We start from the raw sequence: 16864 nt of genomic DNA on the forward strand, positions 1-16864 counted from the left end.
TAGCGCTTAACTGCTTTACTCAGATAAGGTCATTATGAACGTTATTTCCTTGGTATAGTGCCTAGATAGTGCTTAGGTTTATTGGTCGGCTAAAGCAATAATTAAATAATAGGTTGCTCGTCACAGCCAAATAATGACTTTACTAAAAGGCTGCCACTGCAAGCCTTTTAGTAAAGTATTAGCTTTTAAAGCAATACTACTAGCCAAATACTGCTGGCGACAATAAGACTAATAAATACCGCCGCTGAGCCTAAATCTTTTGCAAGACCCGATAAGGGGTGAATCTCTAAGCCCACACGGTCTACTACCGCTTCAATTGCGGTATTGATGATCTCGGTAAATAGTATGAAGAGTACCGCGAGTATTAAGGTAACTTGCTCTTTGGCGCTTATATCAAATGCAAAAGATACCGGTATGGCAATAAACAGCAGTAACAGTTCTTGCCTAAATGCAGATTCATTTTGATACAACCATTTGAACGCTCTAAATGAGTTCAATGAGGCTAATATTATTCTTTGGATGCCCTTAGGCTTATTTTTATTGTCAAACACTAGTCTGCTAGCTCCATTTCTAATGAGGTTGATACTGTGGTGCGGGCTATCGCCTGTTGTGATTTACAATCAATGAAGGGATCACTTTCAATGCGATAAGCTGTAGTTTTAATCGACATGATACTCAATAAGGTATCGAAAACGTTATCATGACTTATCGGCGATTTTGCCAAAGCATTTAAACATTGGCGATTAAAGTCATTTTGTATTTTATCCGTCCAGTAGATCATGGGCACGTGGGTTTGTTCTTCAGGTGCAAACGCATAAGGTAAACCATGTAAATATACCCCATTTTCACCCAGTGATTCACCATGATCTGAAATATAAAGTAAAGATGTTTCAATGTCATCTTTTTTATCTAAGCCACTTAATTCATTAATAATCTTTGAGAGCACTAGATCAGTATAAGCAATAGTGTTGTCATAAGTATTAATCAGTTGCTCATGGCTACAGTTTTGAATGTCACTGCGTTGACAGTCGGGTGTGAAGACCCTTTTTTCTTTTGGATACCTTTTGAAATAGGTTGGCCCATGAGAGCCGATCATATGTAATACAATGAGGGTGTTTTCATGGCTTAATGTCTTTAGTTTATTTTTTAATGGGGCTAATAGCGCCTCATCATAGCAATACTCACCATCACATAAGGGGTTAGATTTATCAGGTTCAATTTGTTCAGTTTTTACTCGGGTACACACACCTTTACAACTACCATTATTATTACTGATCCACAAAACGTCAGTACCGGCTAAATGTATCAGGTCTATGGCATTTTGTTGAGTGGTTGCGATACGCTTATCATAATTATTTTTGTTTAATCTTGAGAACATACAGGGTACCGAAACTGCGGTAGCTGTTCCACATGAGCTCATCTGTGAAAAAGATATAACCCCTTGTTTTTCTGTATATTTATTGGTAGGTTTAGCATAACCATTCAGTGAAAAGCTTTGCGCACGCGCTGTCTCTCCTAACACCATTACCGTGACATGCCGGCGAGTATTATCACGAACGATTGAAGGCGCAGTGTCTAAGATCTTAAATTGTAAAGGTGGATAAAAGTACTGATTTCTAACAAATTTATATGACGCATCTAGTAGTTTATAGGGTGTAACATAACCCAGCAGTTCTTTATTATTTCGGCCAACCGAAGCATAATTTGAGTAAAATACACTGGCAATTAAAAATGCTGCGCCAAAGCTAAGGGTAATCATTTTTACTCGGCTTAACAATTCTGTAAAGAAAGGCTTATAAGTTAATTTAATCGTGTAGATGATCAGTGAGGGGATAACACCAAAAATCAAGAAAAATAAGATGGCGTAAAGGTTAACGTAAGATAAGGCTTCGGCTGAATCGGTTTCAACAGTATTTTGCACCATACCGTAATCAAAGACGATACCGTAAGTAATGGTGCCATAAAATATCAAAGATGAAATCATCACTGTCGTAATAAGTAGCGGTTTGGTTAGCCATCGAAATGAAAAAACCCCTTGAATTATAATACTTAAAGAGAGTAAAAATATGGGTAGTGACATTAAAAACAGCAGGTTATAGTTATCTAACGCGGTAATTACGTCCGCTGTTTTTACTAAAAAAGGTAAGTTTAATATCAGTGCAATATAACAGCAAGTGAAGAACAGCAACTGGTTGGTTGTTAGTGTTAAGTTTTTAAAGTACGCGATAATTTTATTCATGTGAGACACCTATTAACAAGTGTCGCTATCTTATAGCAGTAAACTTAAGGTAACCTTAGGGTAACCTGAACATTAGCTTAGATTAAACTCAATATTGTATAAAAAGTTAAGTGTAAATTGTGCAAGATTATTGCTTGTTATCATGAGCTGATTATTGTCTGAATGAGGTTCAACAGTGACGGTTACCGAGCTTGAGGCGGGGCTATAATACAAGGCATTGTTAATAAGTTTGGTCATAATAGTTGTTAAAGCGAACTCATTGCTATAAACATTTTCTTAGAGACGTTGAATCTTCTATCATTAAAACTTTTAAGGGTAACCCGCAACACAGAAATATTATTAAGTAAAAGATACCAGAAGAAACTTAAGATTGGCTGATTTTCACTTAAATTATTGTGCTGTTTACTCTAATTTTTTAATAACGGCCACTTGATAGCTGGAACTTGTTGATAGAAAATATGATGAAAGGATAGGGGGCATAAGGAAAATATTCGATTTTCATCTAGGTAAAAACTATTTATTGCATTGAATATAAACAGAAGTTATGCCAACATTCATTTAGTATAATCTTTGGCTAGTTACTTGTGACTTTACACTGCTCTAAAACATTAATGGTATTGCTGGTATGTTTGACCTTTGTGGGTCAGGCAATGGCGTCTACTATTATGCCTTATCAAATGATGGCTATGGCAGGCATGAGTGGGCAAGTAAAAGTAGCAGCACAGTCACAAACTAAGCCGATGACAGGTCACAGTAACCATAATATGTCCGGTGATGCGGTTGATAATACAACAGAATCAACCGAAGATTGTTGTGCTCAAGTATGCAACTGCTTTATGGGGGGCTGCTCAAGTGTTGCTGCTCTCATGAAGGGCGTATCGGGCAATACGCCGATCGCCGACGTAGCATCTAAAATACTTTCCTATTCTACTTTGGCGTTAAGCCAACCAGCTAGATCATTATATCGTCCGCCAATATTAAGCTAAATACAGCATAAATGTGTCCAAGATTTGGCGCATTTATAATCAATATCTGTATTAGGCTTTTTGATTTCGTGTTGGTATAAGCATTTCTAACCTCATCAAAAATAACCTAATTAATTTAAAATATTAATTAATATCCCTATTGGGGCGGTTATGTTTTCAAATAAATTTACGTTAAACCTTATCACTACCTTGGTGGTAGTCTGTACGCTGGCGAGCTGTTCAGATAAAGCCGCTCTTGCTATTAAAACTGATACAAGTGTTGCGGCTAAAACTCAAAAGCTTAAGTTGCCATCTATTGCCTTAGATGTTTATAAAAGTCCAAACTGCGGTTGTTGTAAAAAATGGCTTAGTCACATTAATGATAATGGCTTTGAATCAAAAGTTTACAGTAATGATGATTTTTCAGTTATTAAAAATGAAAAAGGCATAGCGCCCAGATATCGCTCTTGTCATACCGCTATTTCAAGAAATGGTTATGTCTTTGAAGGGCATGTACCAGCCAAATTCATCCAACAATTTATGCAAGCGACACAGGCCGTTGATGTTATCGGCTTGTCGGTTCCTGCTATGCCTGTAGGTTCGCCAGGCATGGAAGTTGATGACAAGTTTCAGCCGTATCGAATTTTACTTTTGAAGTCAGATGGTACGAGTGAAGTTTATGCTCATGTTCAATCGTATAAGGAACAATTCTAATGAATAAACTCAACCAGTACAGTAAGCTTGGTCTCAAGTTTGGTACAGGGATTTTAGCTTTTTCTGTTTTTACTGTTAGTGCTGCCCAGTTACCCGTGCTGGCTGATAGTAAGGCTTTGTCTTTTAAAAAAGCCATTACAATGGCTCAAGAAAGTGACCCTTGGTTAACGGGCAATAAGCACAAACAACAGGCCCTTGAATTAATGAGTACGGCGGCAAATACATTACCCGATCCCAAGGTGTCAATTGGTTTCGCTAACCTGCCAACCAACGGTTTTGATTTTGCTCAAGAAGGCATGACACAGGCTAAGGTGGGTATTGCTCAAATGTTTCCTCGTGGAGATACGTTAGCGATTAAAAGCCAGCAACTAAAAACGCAAAGTGAAGCGTTTCCCTATCAAAGAAAAGACCGAGCATCAAAAGTAGCGGTTACGGTAGGAAGTTTATGGTTGGACACCTATCGAGTGCAACAAACCATAGCGTTAATAGAAAAGAATAGGTCGTTGTTCGAACAGTTAGCGGATGTCGCAACAGCAAGCTATTCGTCGGCGTTAGGTAAAACGCGTCAACAAGATATTGTGCGAGCACAATTAGAGCTAACACGCTTAGAAGATAGGTTAGCCCAGTTGGCACAACAGAAAAACGGCTTTGTCGGTATGCTGACTCAATGGTTGAGTCAATTTTCTAGCGAAGATAGTGTCGGTGAACCGGTATTATTAGCCTCTGACTTTTCTTTACATCAGTTAGTGCTGAGTCAAGAACTGCCTGAGATAGATTTAATTAACCGTGCGTTAGTCGCCAAAGAAACCTGGCTTGAACCAAGTGCGCTAATCCGATATTTTTCAAATCATCCTGCGGTTATGGCGTTAGAAAAAAACATCCAGGCGACTAAAACAGGCATTAAGTTAGCGCAGCAAAAATACCAACCTGAATGGGGCGTAAACGCAAGCTATGGATATCGCGCAGACGATGCTATAGGCAGTAGCCGAGCTGATTTATTCTCTGTTGGTGTGACGTTCGATCTGCCAATTTTTACTCATAATCGACAAGATAAAGCAGTGCAATCAGCGGTCTCTGCAACAGAAGCGGTGAAGACTGACAAAATTTTATTACTCAGACAATTATTGGCTGCTTACTCAAGTGCCAAGGGCAGATTATTACGTTTACAAGAGCGACAAATGCTTTATAAATCTAAGTTACTACCTCAAATACATGATCAAGCAGCAGCCTCTTTATCTGCCTATACCAACGACGATGGTGACTTTTCTGAAGTTGTTCGCTCCCGCATTGCTGTGCTAAATACTGAAATAGACCTGCTAACACTGAACGTAGAAGAACAGAAAATAGGCTTAGAGCTTAATTACCTTTTTATCGGCAGTCTCAATACAGCAAACACCCATAACAAAACCAATTTAACCAATAACAATCAAACTGTTGTTAATTCGGGACAAAAATAATGAGCAAAAATATCGTCAACAATAACAGTAAAACCATCATTATTGGCATGGTTATCGGTTCAATACTCACGCTTGGTGTTTATAGTTTTATAACTCCTGCGAAAAATGAGCAAGCCATTAGCGCTAAAACGGCTGAGAAAAAACCGCTTTATTGGGTGGCTCCGATGGATGCAAATTATATGAAAGATAAGCCAGGTAAATCACCCATGGGCATGGATTTAGTGCCAGTTTATGACGATGATGGCAAAGGACCTGATGCCGGTGCTGGCACCATTCGTATTTCTTCTGATGTGGTGAATAACTTAGGCGTAAGAACCGCTATAGCGAACTTTAGCTCATTGCACAGCGAAATAAACACCATGGGGTATATTACTTTTGATGAAAGCAAAATTGTTGATATTCATCCGCGTGTTCAAGGCTGGATAGAAAAGCTCTATGTTAAGGCGGTAGGTGATCCTGTTAAGAAGCATCAAGCCCTTTACGATATTTACTCCCCTGAGTTAGTTAATGCTCAAGAGGAGTTGTTATTGGCATTAGAGCGGAAAAATAGCCGCTTAATCACAGCGGCTGAAAATAGATTGATGGCATTGCAGTTACCTCAGTCGGCGATTATAAAACTGAAAAAAACCAAGCAAGTTCAGCAAAAAATAACTTTTTACGCGCCACAAAATGGTGTGGTTAAAACGCTAAATATACGTGAAGGTTTCTTTGTTAAGCCGGGTACTACTTTGTTGTCAATTGCTGATCTGTCACAAGTGTGGCTTGAAGCAGAAGTCTTTGAACGACAAGCAAACCAAGTTAAAACCGGTACACCAGTCACTATGACATTAGATTATTTACCGGGTAGAACATGGCAAGGGCAAGTAGATTATATCTATCCAACGCTCGATGCTAAAACACGCACAGTGAAAATACGCTCAAGTTTTAGTAATGAAGAAGCTGAGCTTAAGCCTAATATGTTTGCACAGGTTGTTATTCATTCTACCAGTGATGAACAAGCCTTGTTAATTCCGCAAGAAGCTCTGATTAGAACGGGTATGCAAGACCGAGTGGTGCTAGCTTTGGGTGAAGGTAGCTTTAAATCGATTGCCGTCACAGTAGGTCGATATGACCGCAACAATGTTGAAATACTTAGCGGACTGGATGCCGGTGAAAAAGTGGTTAGCTCAGCGCAATTTTTATTAGATTCAGAATCAAGCAAATCATCTGATTTTAAACGCATGCATCATGAATCTGACCAAGCAGGCTCTTACCAAGAAAGTTCTGACCAAGAAGATTCTGCCCAAGACAAACCAAACGAAATGGATATGAGTATTAAAAATGACAGCGCTGCTGACACAGTTTCCTCAGCGACCGTTAACGGTACAGTGGTTAACCTAATGCTTGATCACCGAATGGTCACTATTGACCGTGAAGCCATTGTAGAATGGGGCCGTGCAGCAGACAGAGTTGATTTTATTGTGGATGATAATGTGGATATGGACTTATTTTCAAATAATGCCTATGTCATGTTCACCTTTGAAATACGCGAGGGTAATTTTATTATTGTCAGTGCGATGAAAATGCCTAAACCTGATGCTGTAATGAAAAATGCTGCTAACGACAAAGGAGCATAATAATGATTACTGCTATTATTCGCTGGTCTATTGGTAATCGATTTTTAGTCTTGCTAGCAACATTATTACTGGTGGCAGTTGGATTATATTCTGTTAGTAAAACCCCGATTGATGCACTGCCTGATCTATCTGATGTGCAAGTCATCATAAAAACAAGTTACCCTGGCCAAGCACCACAAGTGGTTGAAGATCAGGTTACCTACCCCATGACCACCGCTATGTTGTCAGTGCCGGGTGCGGTTACCGTGCGAGGTTACTCATTTTTTGGTGATTCATATGTTTACGTTATTTTCGATGAAGATACCGACCTTTATTGGGCACGTTCACGGGTACTTGAGTATTTAAGTCAAGTTGCTCCCGATCTACCTAGCGATGCACGGCCTCAATTGGGTCCGGATGCAACAGGCGTTGGCTGGGTATACTTGTATGCACTTACCGATAAAACAGGCCAACATGATTTAAGTCAATTACGAAGTATACAAGATTGGTTTTTAAAGTTTGAATTACAAACCGTGCCTGGGGTATCAGAAGTTTCTGCGCTTGGCGGTATGGTTAAGCAATATCAAGTTCAGGTGAGTCCTGATAAATTACGCGCCTTTGGTATACCGCTGTCACTTATTCAAACCGCGATTAAACAAGGTAATCAGGAGATAGGGGCTTCAGTGGTAGAAATGGCTGAAGCCGAGTATATGGTCAGAACCACAGGCTATATAAAAAGTGTTGAAGATCTTGAAAATATCCCGCTAGGGGTCAACCAAAATGGTACGCCGTTACTGTTAAAAGATGTTGCAGATATTGGCACTGGCCCACAAATGCGCCGAGGTGTTGCTGAACTTAATGGTGAAGGTGAAGTGGTTGGCGGTATTGTCGTGATGCGCTTTGGTGAAAATGCTCAGCAAGTGATTAACCGTGTAAAAGCAAAGCTTGAACAGCTTAAAAAAGGCTTACCTGATGGCGTAGAAATAGTACCGGTTTATGACCGGTCTGCATTGATAGAACGAGCAGTCGATAATTTAGCCTCTAAGTTATTGGAAGAGTTTGGCATAGTTGCTTTAGTTTGCGTTATTTTCTTATTCCATGTGCGCTCTTCTTTAGTGGCGATTATTAGTTTACCTGTGGGTATTTTAACCGCTTTTATCATCATGCATTTGCAAGGACTTAACGCAAATATTATGTCATTAGGTGGTATTGCTATTGCCATTGGCGCCATGATTGATGGCGCTATCGTCATGATAGAAAACATGCATAAGCACATGGAAAAAACCCCACTAACGAAAGAAAATCGCTGGCAAATAGTGACTGAATCAGCTAGTGAAGTAGGGCCAGCATTATTCTTTAGTTTATTAATTATTACCGTGAGTTTTGTGCCAGTGTTTACCCTAGAAGCACAAGAAGGGCGTATGTTTGCCCCGCTAGCATTTACCAAAACTTATGCTATGGCAGCATCTGCGGCATTGGCGATAACATTAGTACCGGTATTAATGGGTTATTTTATTCGAGGTAAAGTACTACCTGAGCATAAAAATCCAGTGAATAAATTTCTGACCTTTATCTATATGCCGGCCTTGAAAACTGTTTTACGTTTTCCAAAAATGACCCTAGTTGCTGCATTAGCTGTGCTTGCGGTTGGCATCTATCCACTGGATAAAATCGGTAGTGAGTTTATACCACCGCTTGATGAAGGTGATTTGATGTACATGCCCACCACTTATCCAGGTATTTCGATAGGTCAGGCTCGACAACTTTTGCAACAGACCGACAAGCTAATTAAAACGGTACCCGAAGTAAAAACCGTATTCGGTAAAGTAGGTCGTGCTGAAACCGCAACCGATCCCGCGCCATTAACCATGATAGAGAGCTTTATTCAGTTTAAGCCGCATGATCAATGGCGTGAAGGGGTAACAACTGAAAGTTTGAAAAAAGAACTTGATGCGCTAATTCAACTACCCGGGGTAACTAATGCTTGGGTTATGCCGATTAAAACCCGCATTGATATGCTAGCAACAGGCATTAAGACCCCTGTTGGTATAAAAATAGCGGGACCTGATTTATTGACGATTCAGGATATTGGCAAACAATTAGAGCTGATATTAAAAGATGTACCTGGTACCACATCGGTTTATTCAGAACGTGTTGCGGGTGGTCGATATATAAAAGTTGATATTCAGCGCGCCAAAGCCGCACGATATGGTTTGAATATCGCTGAAATTCAACAAGTAGTAGCCACTGCTGTCGGTGGCATGAATGTTACTCACACCGTTGAGCGTTTAGAGCGTTATCCGGTCAATGTGCGTTACCCACAAGACTATCGTGACTCCCCTGAACAGTTATCATTGCTACCTATTGTTACGCCAAAGGGTCAACATATAGCATTAGGTGATGTGGCCAATATTTATATCGAAGATGGCCCTCCGGGCATTAAGTCTGAAAATGCCCGCTTAAACGGTTGGGCTTTTGTTGATATTGAAGGCGTTGATGTCGGCACTTATGTTGAAGCGGCCAAGAAAGTCGTCTCAGATAAATTAGTACTGCCTGCTGGCTACTCAGTAACTTGGGCAGGGCAATACGAATATATGCAGCGAGCCAAGGCGAAGTTGGCTTATGTGGTGCCATTAACCTTATTTATTATTGTTATTTTACTTTATCTTAACTTTCGTAACGTGATTGAGGTGGCGATGATCATGGGCACTTTACCCTTAGCTATGGTGGGCAGCATATGGTTGATGTATTTAGAAGGCTTTAATTTCTCAGTGGCGGTTGGCGTTGGTTTTATTGCACTGGCAGGGGTAGCGGTAGAAATTGGCGTTATTATGCTGGTGTATTTAAATCAAGCGTATCAAACCATGCTTGATGAACACCACTCAAAAGACATGGTGACGACAAAAGAAGATGTATTACAAGCCGTGCTGCACGGAGCAGGTATGCGTGTTCGTCCTGTGATGATGACGGCAGCAGCGATTATTGTCGGTTTATTACCGATTTTATATGGCACAGGCACAGGGTCTGAAGTGATGAGCCGCATCGCAGCCCCAATGGTTGGCGGCATGATGAGTGCCGTGTTATTAACCTTGCTGGTATTGCCGGCCTTGTTTTATTTATGGCGTTCATCATCAATAAAGCTTACCGAGTCGAAAGCCTAGAGATATAAATTGATAAATAATGCAGAACCTTGATGGCAATCCTATGGCACTGAATGAATTTATCTAGAAAACGTTAAATATTAAATAACTAACCCAGGAGTAAAATATGAAAACAGGCTTAATTAACACCATCAGTAAAATCGCTTTGGTATTAATACCCAGCATTTCTTTATCAATGACAGCTACAGCACATGATCCCAGTTTGCATGCAAAAAAAGCTGAAAAAGCTGATTGCAGCAAAATGGATCATAGCAAAATGGATATGAAGGATCCGGTCGCTATCGCCATGATGAACAAGTGCATGAAACAAGCTGAAAAATCAAATGACAAGATGGACCATAGTAAAATGAATAGTAAAATGGACCACAGTAAAATGAAAACGATGGATGCAAAAAAGCAGAAAAAATCTGACGACAATAATCACTAATTAAATTTCAAAAATCACTTAGTACAAAGACAGCTGCTAAGTGATTTTTATTGACGAAGGAAAGCTGATGAAAATGCTTAAATGGCTCTTGATTCTTATTTTTTTAGGCCTTGGAACTACGGCGACAATTATTTATTCAGGTAATGTCGATGTAGCTGCCGATGAACCTCACAGTGATTTAGTCTACTGGCTTTTGGAAACAACGAGAGAAAACGCTATATCAAAAGCGGCTGAAAATATTAAAGTGCCAGATTTAACCGACCCTGAACTATTGTTATCTGGTGGCGTTGACTATGGGTTTATGTGTGCTAATTGTCATTTAAAGCCCGGACAAGATGAAAGTGATATGAGCTTAGGCTTATATCCTGCACCCCCTAATTTAGCGGTGTCTGATTATAACGATGACAGCCATGAATATGGTAATGATCCGCAAGCTGATCGTAATAATTTCTGGGTTATTAAGCACGGCATTAAAGCCTCAGGAATGCCAGCTTGGGGTAAAACTCATGATGATCAGCGCATCTGGGCAATGGTGGCTTTTATAAAACGCCTACCAAGTTTAACACCTGAACAATATCAAATACTTACAGCTATAGAATAAAAGATAGCCCTCATAATTATAAAGAGAAAAATATGAAAGTAATTCACAGTATATTAATGGTCACTTTACTCTTGTTAGCAACAGTGAGCTTTAACTTACTTGCACATAGCAATGACAAAAATACAGCTAAAATTGTCGCCAAAAATTCAATAGTTGCCACTGAAGCGGGAAAAACTATTGCACAATTTCATCATGCACTGAAATCAGGCGACAGAGTAACAGCTAGAGCCTTATTAGCGAATAAGGTGACGATTTTTGAAGGTGGCGGTGTAGAAAAATCAGCAGATGAATATGCGGAACATCATATGCTTGCGGATATGAAATATTTGGCAGAAATTAATACCGAAGTCTTAGATCATCAAATCAAAGTTATCGGTAATATTGCTTATTCTATGTCGAGAAGCAAATCAACGGGTCAGTTTCAAGGGAAAGATATTAATAGTGAAGGTATGGAAACCATGGTGCTTTTAAAAGCAGCTGGTAAATGGAAAATTGTTCATATCCATTGGTCACACTAACTGAGCTAATTAAAAATAAGCAAGAAAATATATAGATTATTGGCGCTGTTAGTACGAATGATTGTTTTTGTATCAACTGACCAAGGTGATAAAAGCCAGAGTAATAAAACTACTAGTTTGCGTTAAAAGTTGCGCTTAATTAAGCGCTATTGTGGTTATCTAACTGACAAAGATATATTTTATTTTTATTTGACCTGTGTCTTAGACATAGGTGTAAAGTGACCTTATGTGATTAAAAACATATTTTTTGCCTTATTTAAAAGAGGAGTCATGTCATGACAGTAACTGAATTAGCTAATGCGATAAATACAACACCTGATACGGTGCGTTATTACACCAAAATGGCGTTGATTACCGCCCGTAAAAACCCTAATAATGGCTATAAAATTTATGGTAAAAGTGCCCAGAATAGACTTAAATTTATTTTAAGTGCTAGGCAATTAAATTTTTCAGTGGCCGAGATCAAAAGTATTTTAATTGAAGCTGATAAGGGACATAGCGCCTGTCCATTAGTGAGAGACATTGTTGAACATCATCTTACTGAAACTGAACAACAGTTTCAGGCGGCGTTGCTGTTACGTGAAAAATTAAGCAAGGCCATTAACGATTGGCAAGACAAAGCCGATAAAACACCCACTGGAGATATGATCTGTCACCTGATTGAAAGTGCAGATAACACAGACCAAGGAGGTAATAATGAATAAATTAACCGGCAGTACGGACAATCAAAATACCCAAGAGCTGATCATTGAAGGTGCAGGCTGTGCAAGCTGCGTGGGTAAAATTGAAACCGCGTTAAAAAATATTAATGGCGTAGACAGTGCAGAAATGAACTTTGCTTTGCGCACAGTCTCTATCGTTGGAAAAGTTGGCCCTAACGTGCTGATAAAAGCGATTGAAGCTATAGGTTATAACGCAAAAAGTGCCAGTGACCGTAGTGATAATGACTTATTAGATGAAAAAGAGCTTGCTGATCAAAAATACTACACCGGCTTAATAAGGCAGGTTTGGATTGCTCTTGGCCTAGGTGTACCGCTGATGATTTACAGTGTTTTTGGTGGTCCTATGACAGTTGAAACATCGCTAGAGCGCGGTATTTGGTTATTTATTGGTGTTTTATGCGCTGGCATTATGTACTTTGCAGGTAAACATTTTTATATAGGCGCGTGGAAATCACTGGTAAATCACAACGCTAATATGGATACCTTAATTGCGCTAGGAACAGGCACCGCCTGGATCTATTCCATGGTCGTTGTTTTCTTTCCTATGGCATTACCAGAGATGGCACGACATGTTTATTTTGAAGCGACAGCCATGATTATCGGCTTAATTAACCTAGGTTTAGCGCTTGAAGTGAAAGCAAGAGGCAGAACGAGTGAAGCGATAAAGCGCTTAATTGGTTTACAAGCTAAAACCGCGCGTGTTGTGCGTGACGAGAAAGAAATAGATATCGCTATCGAGCTAGTTTTACTCAATGACATTGTACGAGTAAGACCAGGAGAGAAAATTCCAGTCGATGGCATTGTAACGCAAGGACACAGCTCAATCGATGAGTCGATGTTAACGGGTGAGCCTATGCCAGTTGAAAAAATTGTAGGCGATACCATCGTTGCCGGTACTTTAAATAAAACCGGTTCAATTTTATTTAAAGCAACGCGAGTGGGTAAAGACACGGCATTAGCACAAATTATTAATATGGTTAAAAGAGCACAAAACTCTAAACCACCCATTGGCCGTTTAGCTGACGTTATTTCGGCTTACTTTGTGCCGGTAGTGATGATCATTGCCATCTTCAGCGCGTTAGTCTGGCTTAACTTTGGTCCTGAGCCGACATTAGCCTTTGCCGTAGTTTCAGCAACAACGGTTTTGATCATTGCTTGCCCTTGTGCTCTTGGCTTAGCCACACCGATGTCGGTAATGGTTGGCGTAGGTAAAGCCGCTGAGGCAGGGGTGTTGATACGTAATGGTGAAGCTTTGCAAGCCGCTTCAAAAATTACCACCATGATTTTCGATAAGACCGGCACAATCACCGAGGGTGCGCCAAAAGTCACTGATATTATTGTTGCTGATGAAAGCTACACAGAACAATATATTTTAACCGTAGCCGCGAGTATAGAGCGTGGCTCTGAACATCCCCTGGCACAAGCCATTGTTGACTCAGCCATTGAGCAAGAAATTGAACTTGAAAGTACTACTGATTTTCAAGCCATTGCAGGTCATGGCGTAACAGCAATATACCATGGTCAGCAATTACTTTTTGGCAATCAGAAGTTGATGTTGAAAAACAATGTCGTGCTAAATGAGGTTGTTACTAAAGCGCAAAAGCTTGCCGATGAAGCTAAAACACCTATGTATTTAGCGATTGATAACAAACTCGCCGCCATTATCGCGGTATCTGATCCCATTAAGCAAGACTCTGTTGAAGCGATAAAGAGGCTTCAGGCTAATGGTATCCGTGTCGTTATGCTCACGGGTGACAACAAAGCGACAGCTAATGCAGTGGCGAAAAAAGTAGGTATTACCGAAGTATTCGCTGAAGTATTACCAGAAGAAAAATCAAATAAAGTTGCAGAGCTTCAAGCTCAAGGTGAAATTGTTGGCATGACAGGGGACGGTATTAATGACGCCCCCGCCTTGGCATTGGCCAATGTTGGATTTGCTATCGGTACCGGAACTGATGTGGCGATAGAAAGCGCAGATATCACCTTGATGAGAGGTTCATTACATGGCCTTGCGGATGCGATAGCCGTGAGTAAAGCCACACTGCGTAATATCCAACAAAACCTTTTAGGTGCCTTTATCTACAACGCGGCGGGTATACCTTTTGCCGCGGGAATTTTATACCCATTTTTTGGCTTGTTACTGAGTCCAGTTATTGCCGGCGCTGCCATGGCATTTTCATCATTAACTGTGGTCAGCAATGCCAACCGTTTACGCTTTTTTAAACCACAAGATCATTAAGTTAAGGAGAGCAATATGTTAATAATCAATTTAGTGGGCTTAGGGTTAATTGTGTTAATTATTTGGTGGTTTTGGTTATACCAAGCACCATCAACTCAAGTGAGTGATGAACAAGATAAAAGTGAAATAACGCTAGTGGTTGAAGACGGAATTTATCAACCAGCACATATTTCATTGCTTGAAGACAAACCACTGGTCATTACATTTATTCGCAAAGATGCGAGTCCCTGTGCGGCAACTGTGCTATTTCCTGATTTAGAAATCAGTGCAGATTTACCGTTAAATAAAGCGGTTTCAGTACAATTACCAGCGATGAAAAAAGGTGAATATGCCTTTCATTGTCAGATGAAAATGTATAACGGCACGATTGTTGTTAAGTAAATATAGCCCAATGGAGTGGGGGTATTATGACCGATTTAGATGAGAGCGTTGGTGTTAGAGAAAATAGTTGGGTAGTTAGGTATTTAGGGTTTTCAATACTTGGCTTAGGCAAGGCTTTGTTTAACAAAAATAAGCCAAACTTTTATTTAGCTTCTGATTTAATCAATTTTATCTTTGGTAACATTGAACATATTATTTAACAATATGTTCAATGTCATGTTCAATAATATGTTGAGGATATTCACCAATTATAGCGAATATCTACTCAATAAGACGATGAAAAATATTGTACTCGAAAGGTTAACTATCATGTTTAACATCAAGCTTGGCGTTGTTATACCAAAACGCCAAGTTCGACTATCATAAAACCTTAAGCTCATAACGGCGAAACTTAGCCGTGTATATCTATTTCTATATCGCTGGTAGGCGTTGAACAGCAAGTGAGAATTTCATTGTCGCCGATAAAAGCCAAAGGGAATTGAGCGTACTCAACCGTGCCTTTTTTTAATAAACAACGACAAGTTCCACAAAAGCCATCTCGGCAATGAAATTGTGAATCAATATTTTTTCTTTCTAAAGCATTGAGAATATTTTTGTCTTCATCGAGGAACATTATCTTCTGTCCCTCGACAGTAATATTAAAAGCCATCAATACTATAAATCGAAATCATCAAAGTCATCACTTGATACTGATGAGTCAACTTGTCCAACTAAATAGCTAGAAATCTCAGTCTCTTGTGGCGCTACTTGTACATTGTCACTCACTAAATAGGAATTCATCCAAGGTAATGGGTTACTTTTTATATCAAATGGTGCATCAAAGCCAATGGCGCTTAAACGTTGATTACTAATATATTCAATGTATTGCTTTAAGATAGCAGCGTTAAGACCAATCATTGAGCCATCTTTAAATAGATAATCAGCCCATTCTTTTTCTTGCTCTACCACATCCATGAAAATCTCTTTACCTTCTTCACGCATGGTTTTAGAGATTTCTTGCATTTCAGGGTCGTCTCGACCTGACATCCAGTTATTAAGAATATGTTGTGTACCCGTTAAATGCAGTGCTTCGTCGCGGGCAATGAGTTTAATGATTTTTGCATTACCTTCAAGTAACTCACGTTCTGCAAAGGCGAAAGAACAAGCAAAACTAATATAAAAACGAATAGCTTCTAAGGCATTGACCGAACAAATGGCTAAATATAGTCGCTCTTTCAATTTACGTTCGCTAACCTCTAGGGTTTTACCTTCAACCTGATAATTACCTGGGCCTTGCGACTGTAATAATTGTGTGGTGATAATAACCGAGTCAAAATACTTTGCGATGCTGGTAGCACGCTTCAAAATTGACGGATTCACCATGATGTCGTCAAACACTTCACTAGGGTCAGTAAATAAATTACGTAAAATGTGAGTGTATGAGCGAGAATGAATAGTTTCACTAAAAGCCCAGGTCTCAATCCATGTTTCGACTTCAGGCAGTGAAACTAGTGGCAATAATATCGTGTTAACTGAACGTGCCGTTATTGAATCGAGTAGCGTTTGATATTTTAAATTAGATATAAAAATATGTTTTTCAGAGTCAGTTAGACTCTGCCAATCGGCACGGTCTTTTGATACGTCAATTTCTTCTGGACGCCAAAAAAATGATAATTGTTTTTCGATCAGTTTTTCAAACGCCATAAAACGTTGTTGATCGTATCGTGCAATATTAACACTGTTTCCCAAAAACATTGGCTCTAACAAGGCATTGTTAGCTGTTTGGTTAAACGTAGTGTACGACATTTATATCTCCTAGAAATAGCGCCGTTTGAGGCGCGATATTTCATCTTTTAATAGTAATTA

At 39.6% G+C, this 16864-nt stretch carries 16 protein-coding genes; 12 read left to right on the top strand and 4 right to left on the bottom strand.

Annotated features, from left to right (window positions below; genetic code table 11):
* Positions 1 to 185: 185 nt before the first annotated feature.
* Together H4J54_RS02505 and H4J54_RS02510 are read right to left on the bottom strand one after the other, a co-directional pair.
* Positions 186 to 551: a diacylglycerol kinase gene (locus H4J54_RS02505; RefSeq protein ID WP_182189251.1), complete on the bottom strand. Its 366-nt coding sequence runs from the start codon at positions 549 to 551 to the stop codon at positions 186 to 188.
* Positions 551 to 2239, bottom strand: coding sequence for a phosphoethanolamine transferase (locus H4J54_RS02510; RefSeq protein ID WP_182189252.1), 1689 nt, complete (start codon positions 2237 to 2239; stop codon positions 551 to 553). Before H4J54_RS02510 ends, H4J54_RS02505 begins: the two co-directional genes overlap by 1 nt.
* Before the next feature lie 650 nt (positions 2240 to 2889).
* On the opposite strand from H4J54_RS02510, the gene H4J54_RS02515 reads away from it, so the two are divergent.
* The 12 genes from H4J54_RS02515 to H4J54_RS02570 all read left to right on the top strand — a co-directional run bounded on the left by H4J54_RS02515 (position 2890) and on the right by H4J54_RS02570 (position 15219).
* Complete coding sequence (locus tag H4J54_RS02515; protein ID WP_259366949.1) at positions 2890 to 3225, top strand: hypothetical protein; 336 nt, start codon at positions 2890 to 2892, stop codon at positions 3223 to 3225.
* A 150-nt stretch (positions 3226 to 3375) separates the two neighbouring features.
* A complete protein-coding gene (locus tag H4J54_RS02520; RefSeq protein WP_182189253.1) occupies positions 3376 to 3918 on the top strand; it encodes a DUF411 domain-containing protein in 543 nt (180 codons plus the stop codon).
* A complete protein-coding gene (locus H4J54_RS02525; RefSeq protein ID WP_182189254.1) occupies positions 3918 to 5375 on the top strand; it encodes a TolC family protein in 1458 nt (485 codons plus the stop codon). The genes H4J54_RS02520 and H4J54_RS02525 overlap by 1 nt, the downstream gene beginning before the upstream one ends.
* A complete protein-coding gene (locus tag H4J54_RS02530; protein ID WP_182189255.1) occupies positions 5375 to 6991 on the top strand; it encodes an efflux RND transporter periplasmic adaptor subunit in 1617 nt (538 codons plus the stop codon). The genes H4J54_RS02525 and H4J54_RS02530 overlap by 1 nt, the downstream gene beginning before the upstream one ends.
* A 2-nt stretch (positions 6992 to 6993) precedes the next feature.
* Positions 6994 to 10131: an efflux RND transporter permease subunit gene (locus tag H4J54_RS02535; RefSeq protein ID WP_182189256.1), complete on the top strand. Its 3138-nt coding sequence runs from the start codon at positions 6994 to 6996 to the stop codon at positions 10129 to 10131.
* A gap of 106 nt (positions 10132 to 10237) precedes the next feature.
* Entirely contained in the window at positions 10238 to 10558 is a 321-nt protein-coding gene (locus H4J54_RS02540; protein ID WP_182189257.1) for a hypothetical protein, read from the top strand.
* A gap of 67 nt (positions 10559 to 10625) precedes the next feature.
* On the top strand, positions 10626 to 11159 hold the full coding sequence (locus tag H4J54_RS02545; RefSeq protein WP_182189260.1) for a cytochrome c: 534 nt from the start codon (positions 10626 to 10628) through the stop codon (positions 11157 to 11159).
* Positions 11160 to 11191: 32 nt separating this feature from the next.
* Entirely contained in the window at positions 11192 to 11677 is a 486-nt protein-coding gene (locus H4J54_RS02550; protein WP_182189262.1) for a DUF4440 domain-containing protein, read from the top strand.
* Between the two features lie 275 nt (positions 11678 to 11952).
* A complete protein-coding gene (locus H4J54_RS02555) occupies positions 11953 to 12381 on the top strand; it encodes a MerR family DNA-binding protein (protein ID WP_182189264.1) in 429 nt (142 codons plus the stop codon).
* Positions 12374 to 14638, top strand: a complete 2265-nt coding sequence (locus H4J54_RS02560; RefSeq protein ID WP_182189267.1) for a heavy metal translocating P-type ATPase — start codon at positions 12374 to 12376, stop codon at positions 14636 to 14638. The genes H4J54_RS02555 and H4J54_RS02560 overlap by 8 nt, the downstream gene beginning before the upstream one ends.
* A gap of 15 nt (positions 14639 to 14653) precedes the next feature.
* On the top strand, positions 14654 to 15019 hold the full coding sequence (locus H4J54_RS02565) for a cupredoxin domain-containing protein (protein ID WP_182189269.1): 366 nt from the start codon (positions 14654 to 14656) through the stop codon (positions 15017 to 15019).
* A 26-nt stretch (positions 15020 to 15045) separates the two neighbouring features.
* On the top strand, positions 15046 to 15219 hold the full coding sequence (locus H4J54_RS02570) for a hypothetical protein (protein WP_182189271.1): 174 nt from the start codon (positions 15046 to 15048) through the stop codon (positions 15217 to 15219).
* Between the two features lie 191 nt (positions 15220 to 15410).
* Here the strand turns inward: H4J54_RS02570 and yfaE are convergent, their stop codons facing one another.
* Together yfaE and nrdB are read right to left on the bottom strand one after the other, a co-directional pair.
* Positions 15411 to 15668 carry a class I ribonucleotide reductase maintenance protein YfaE gene (gene yfaE, locus H4J54_RS02575; RefSeq protein ID WP_182189629.1) on the bottom strand — a complete coding sequence of 86 codons (258 nt, stop codon included), beginning with the start codon at positions 15666 to 15668 and terminating at the stop codon, positions 15411 to 15413.
* 5 nt (positions 15669 to 15673) lie between these two features.
* Positions 15674 to 16804, bottom strand: coding sequence for a class Ia ribonucleoside-diphosphate reductase subunit beta (gene nrdB / locus H4J54_RS02580; protein ID WP_182189274.1), 1131 nt, complete (start codon positions 16802 to 16804; stop codon positions 15674 to 15676).
* Positions 16805 to 16864: the final 60 nt, after the last annotated feature.

Origin of the sequence: Colwellia sp. MB3u-8 (genome assembly GCF_014076985.1) — a bacterium.
Taxonomy (GTDB): domain Bacteria; phylum Pseudomonadota; class Gammaproteobacteria; order Enterobacterales; family Alteromonadaceae; genus Cognaticolwellia.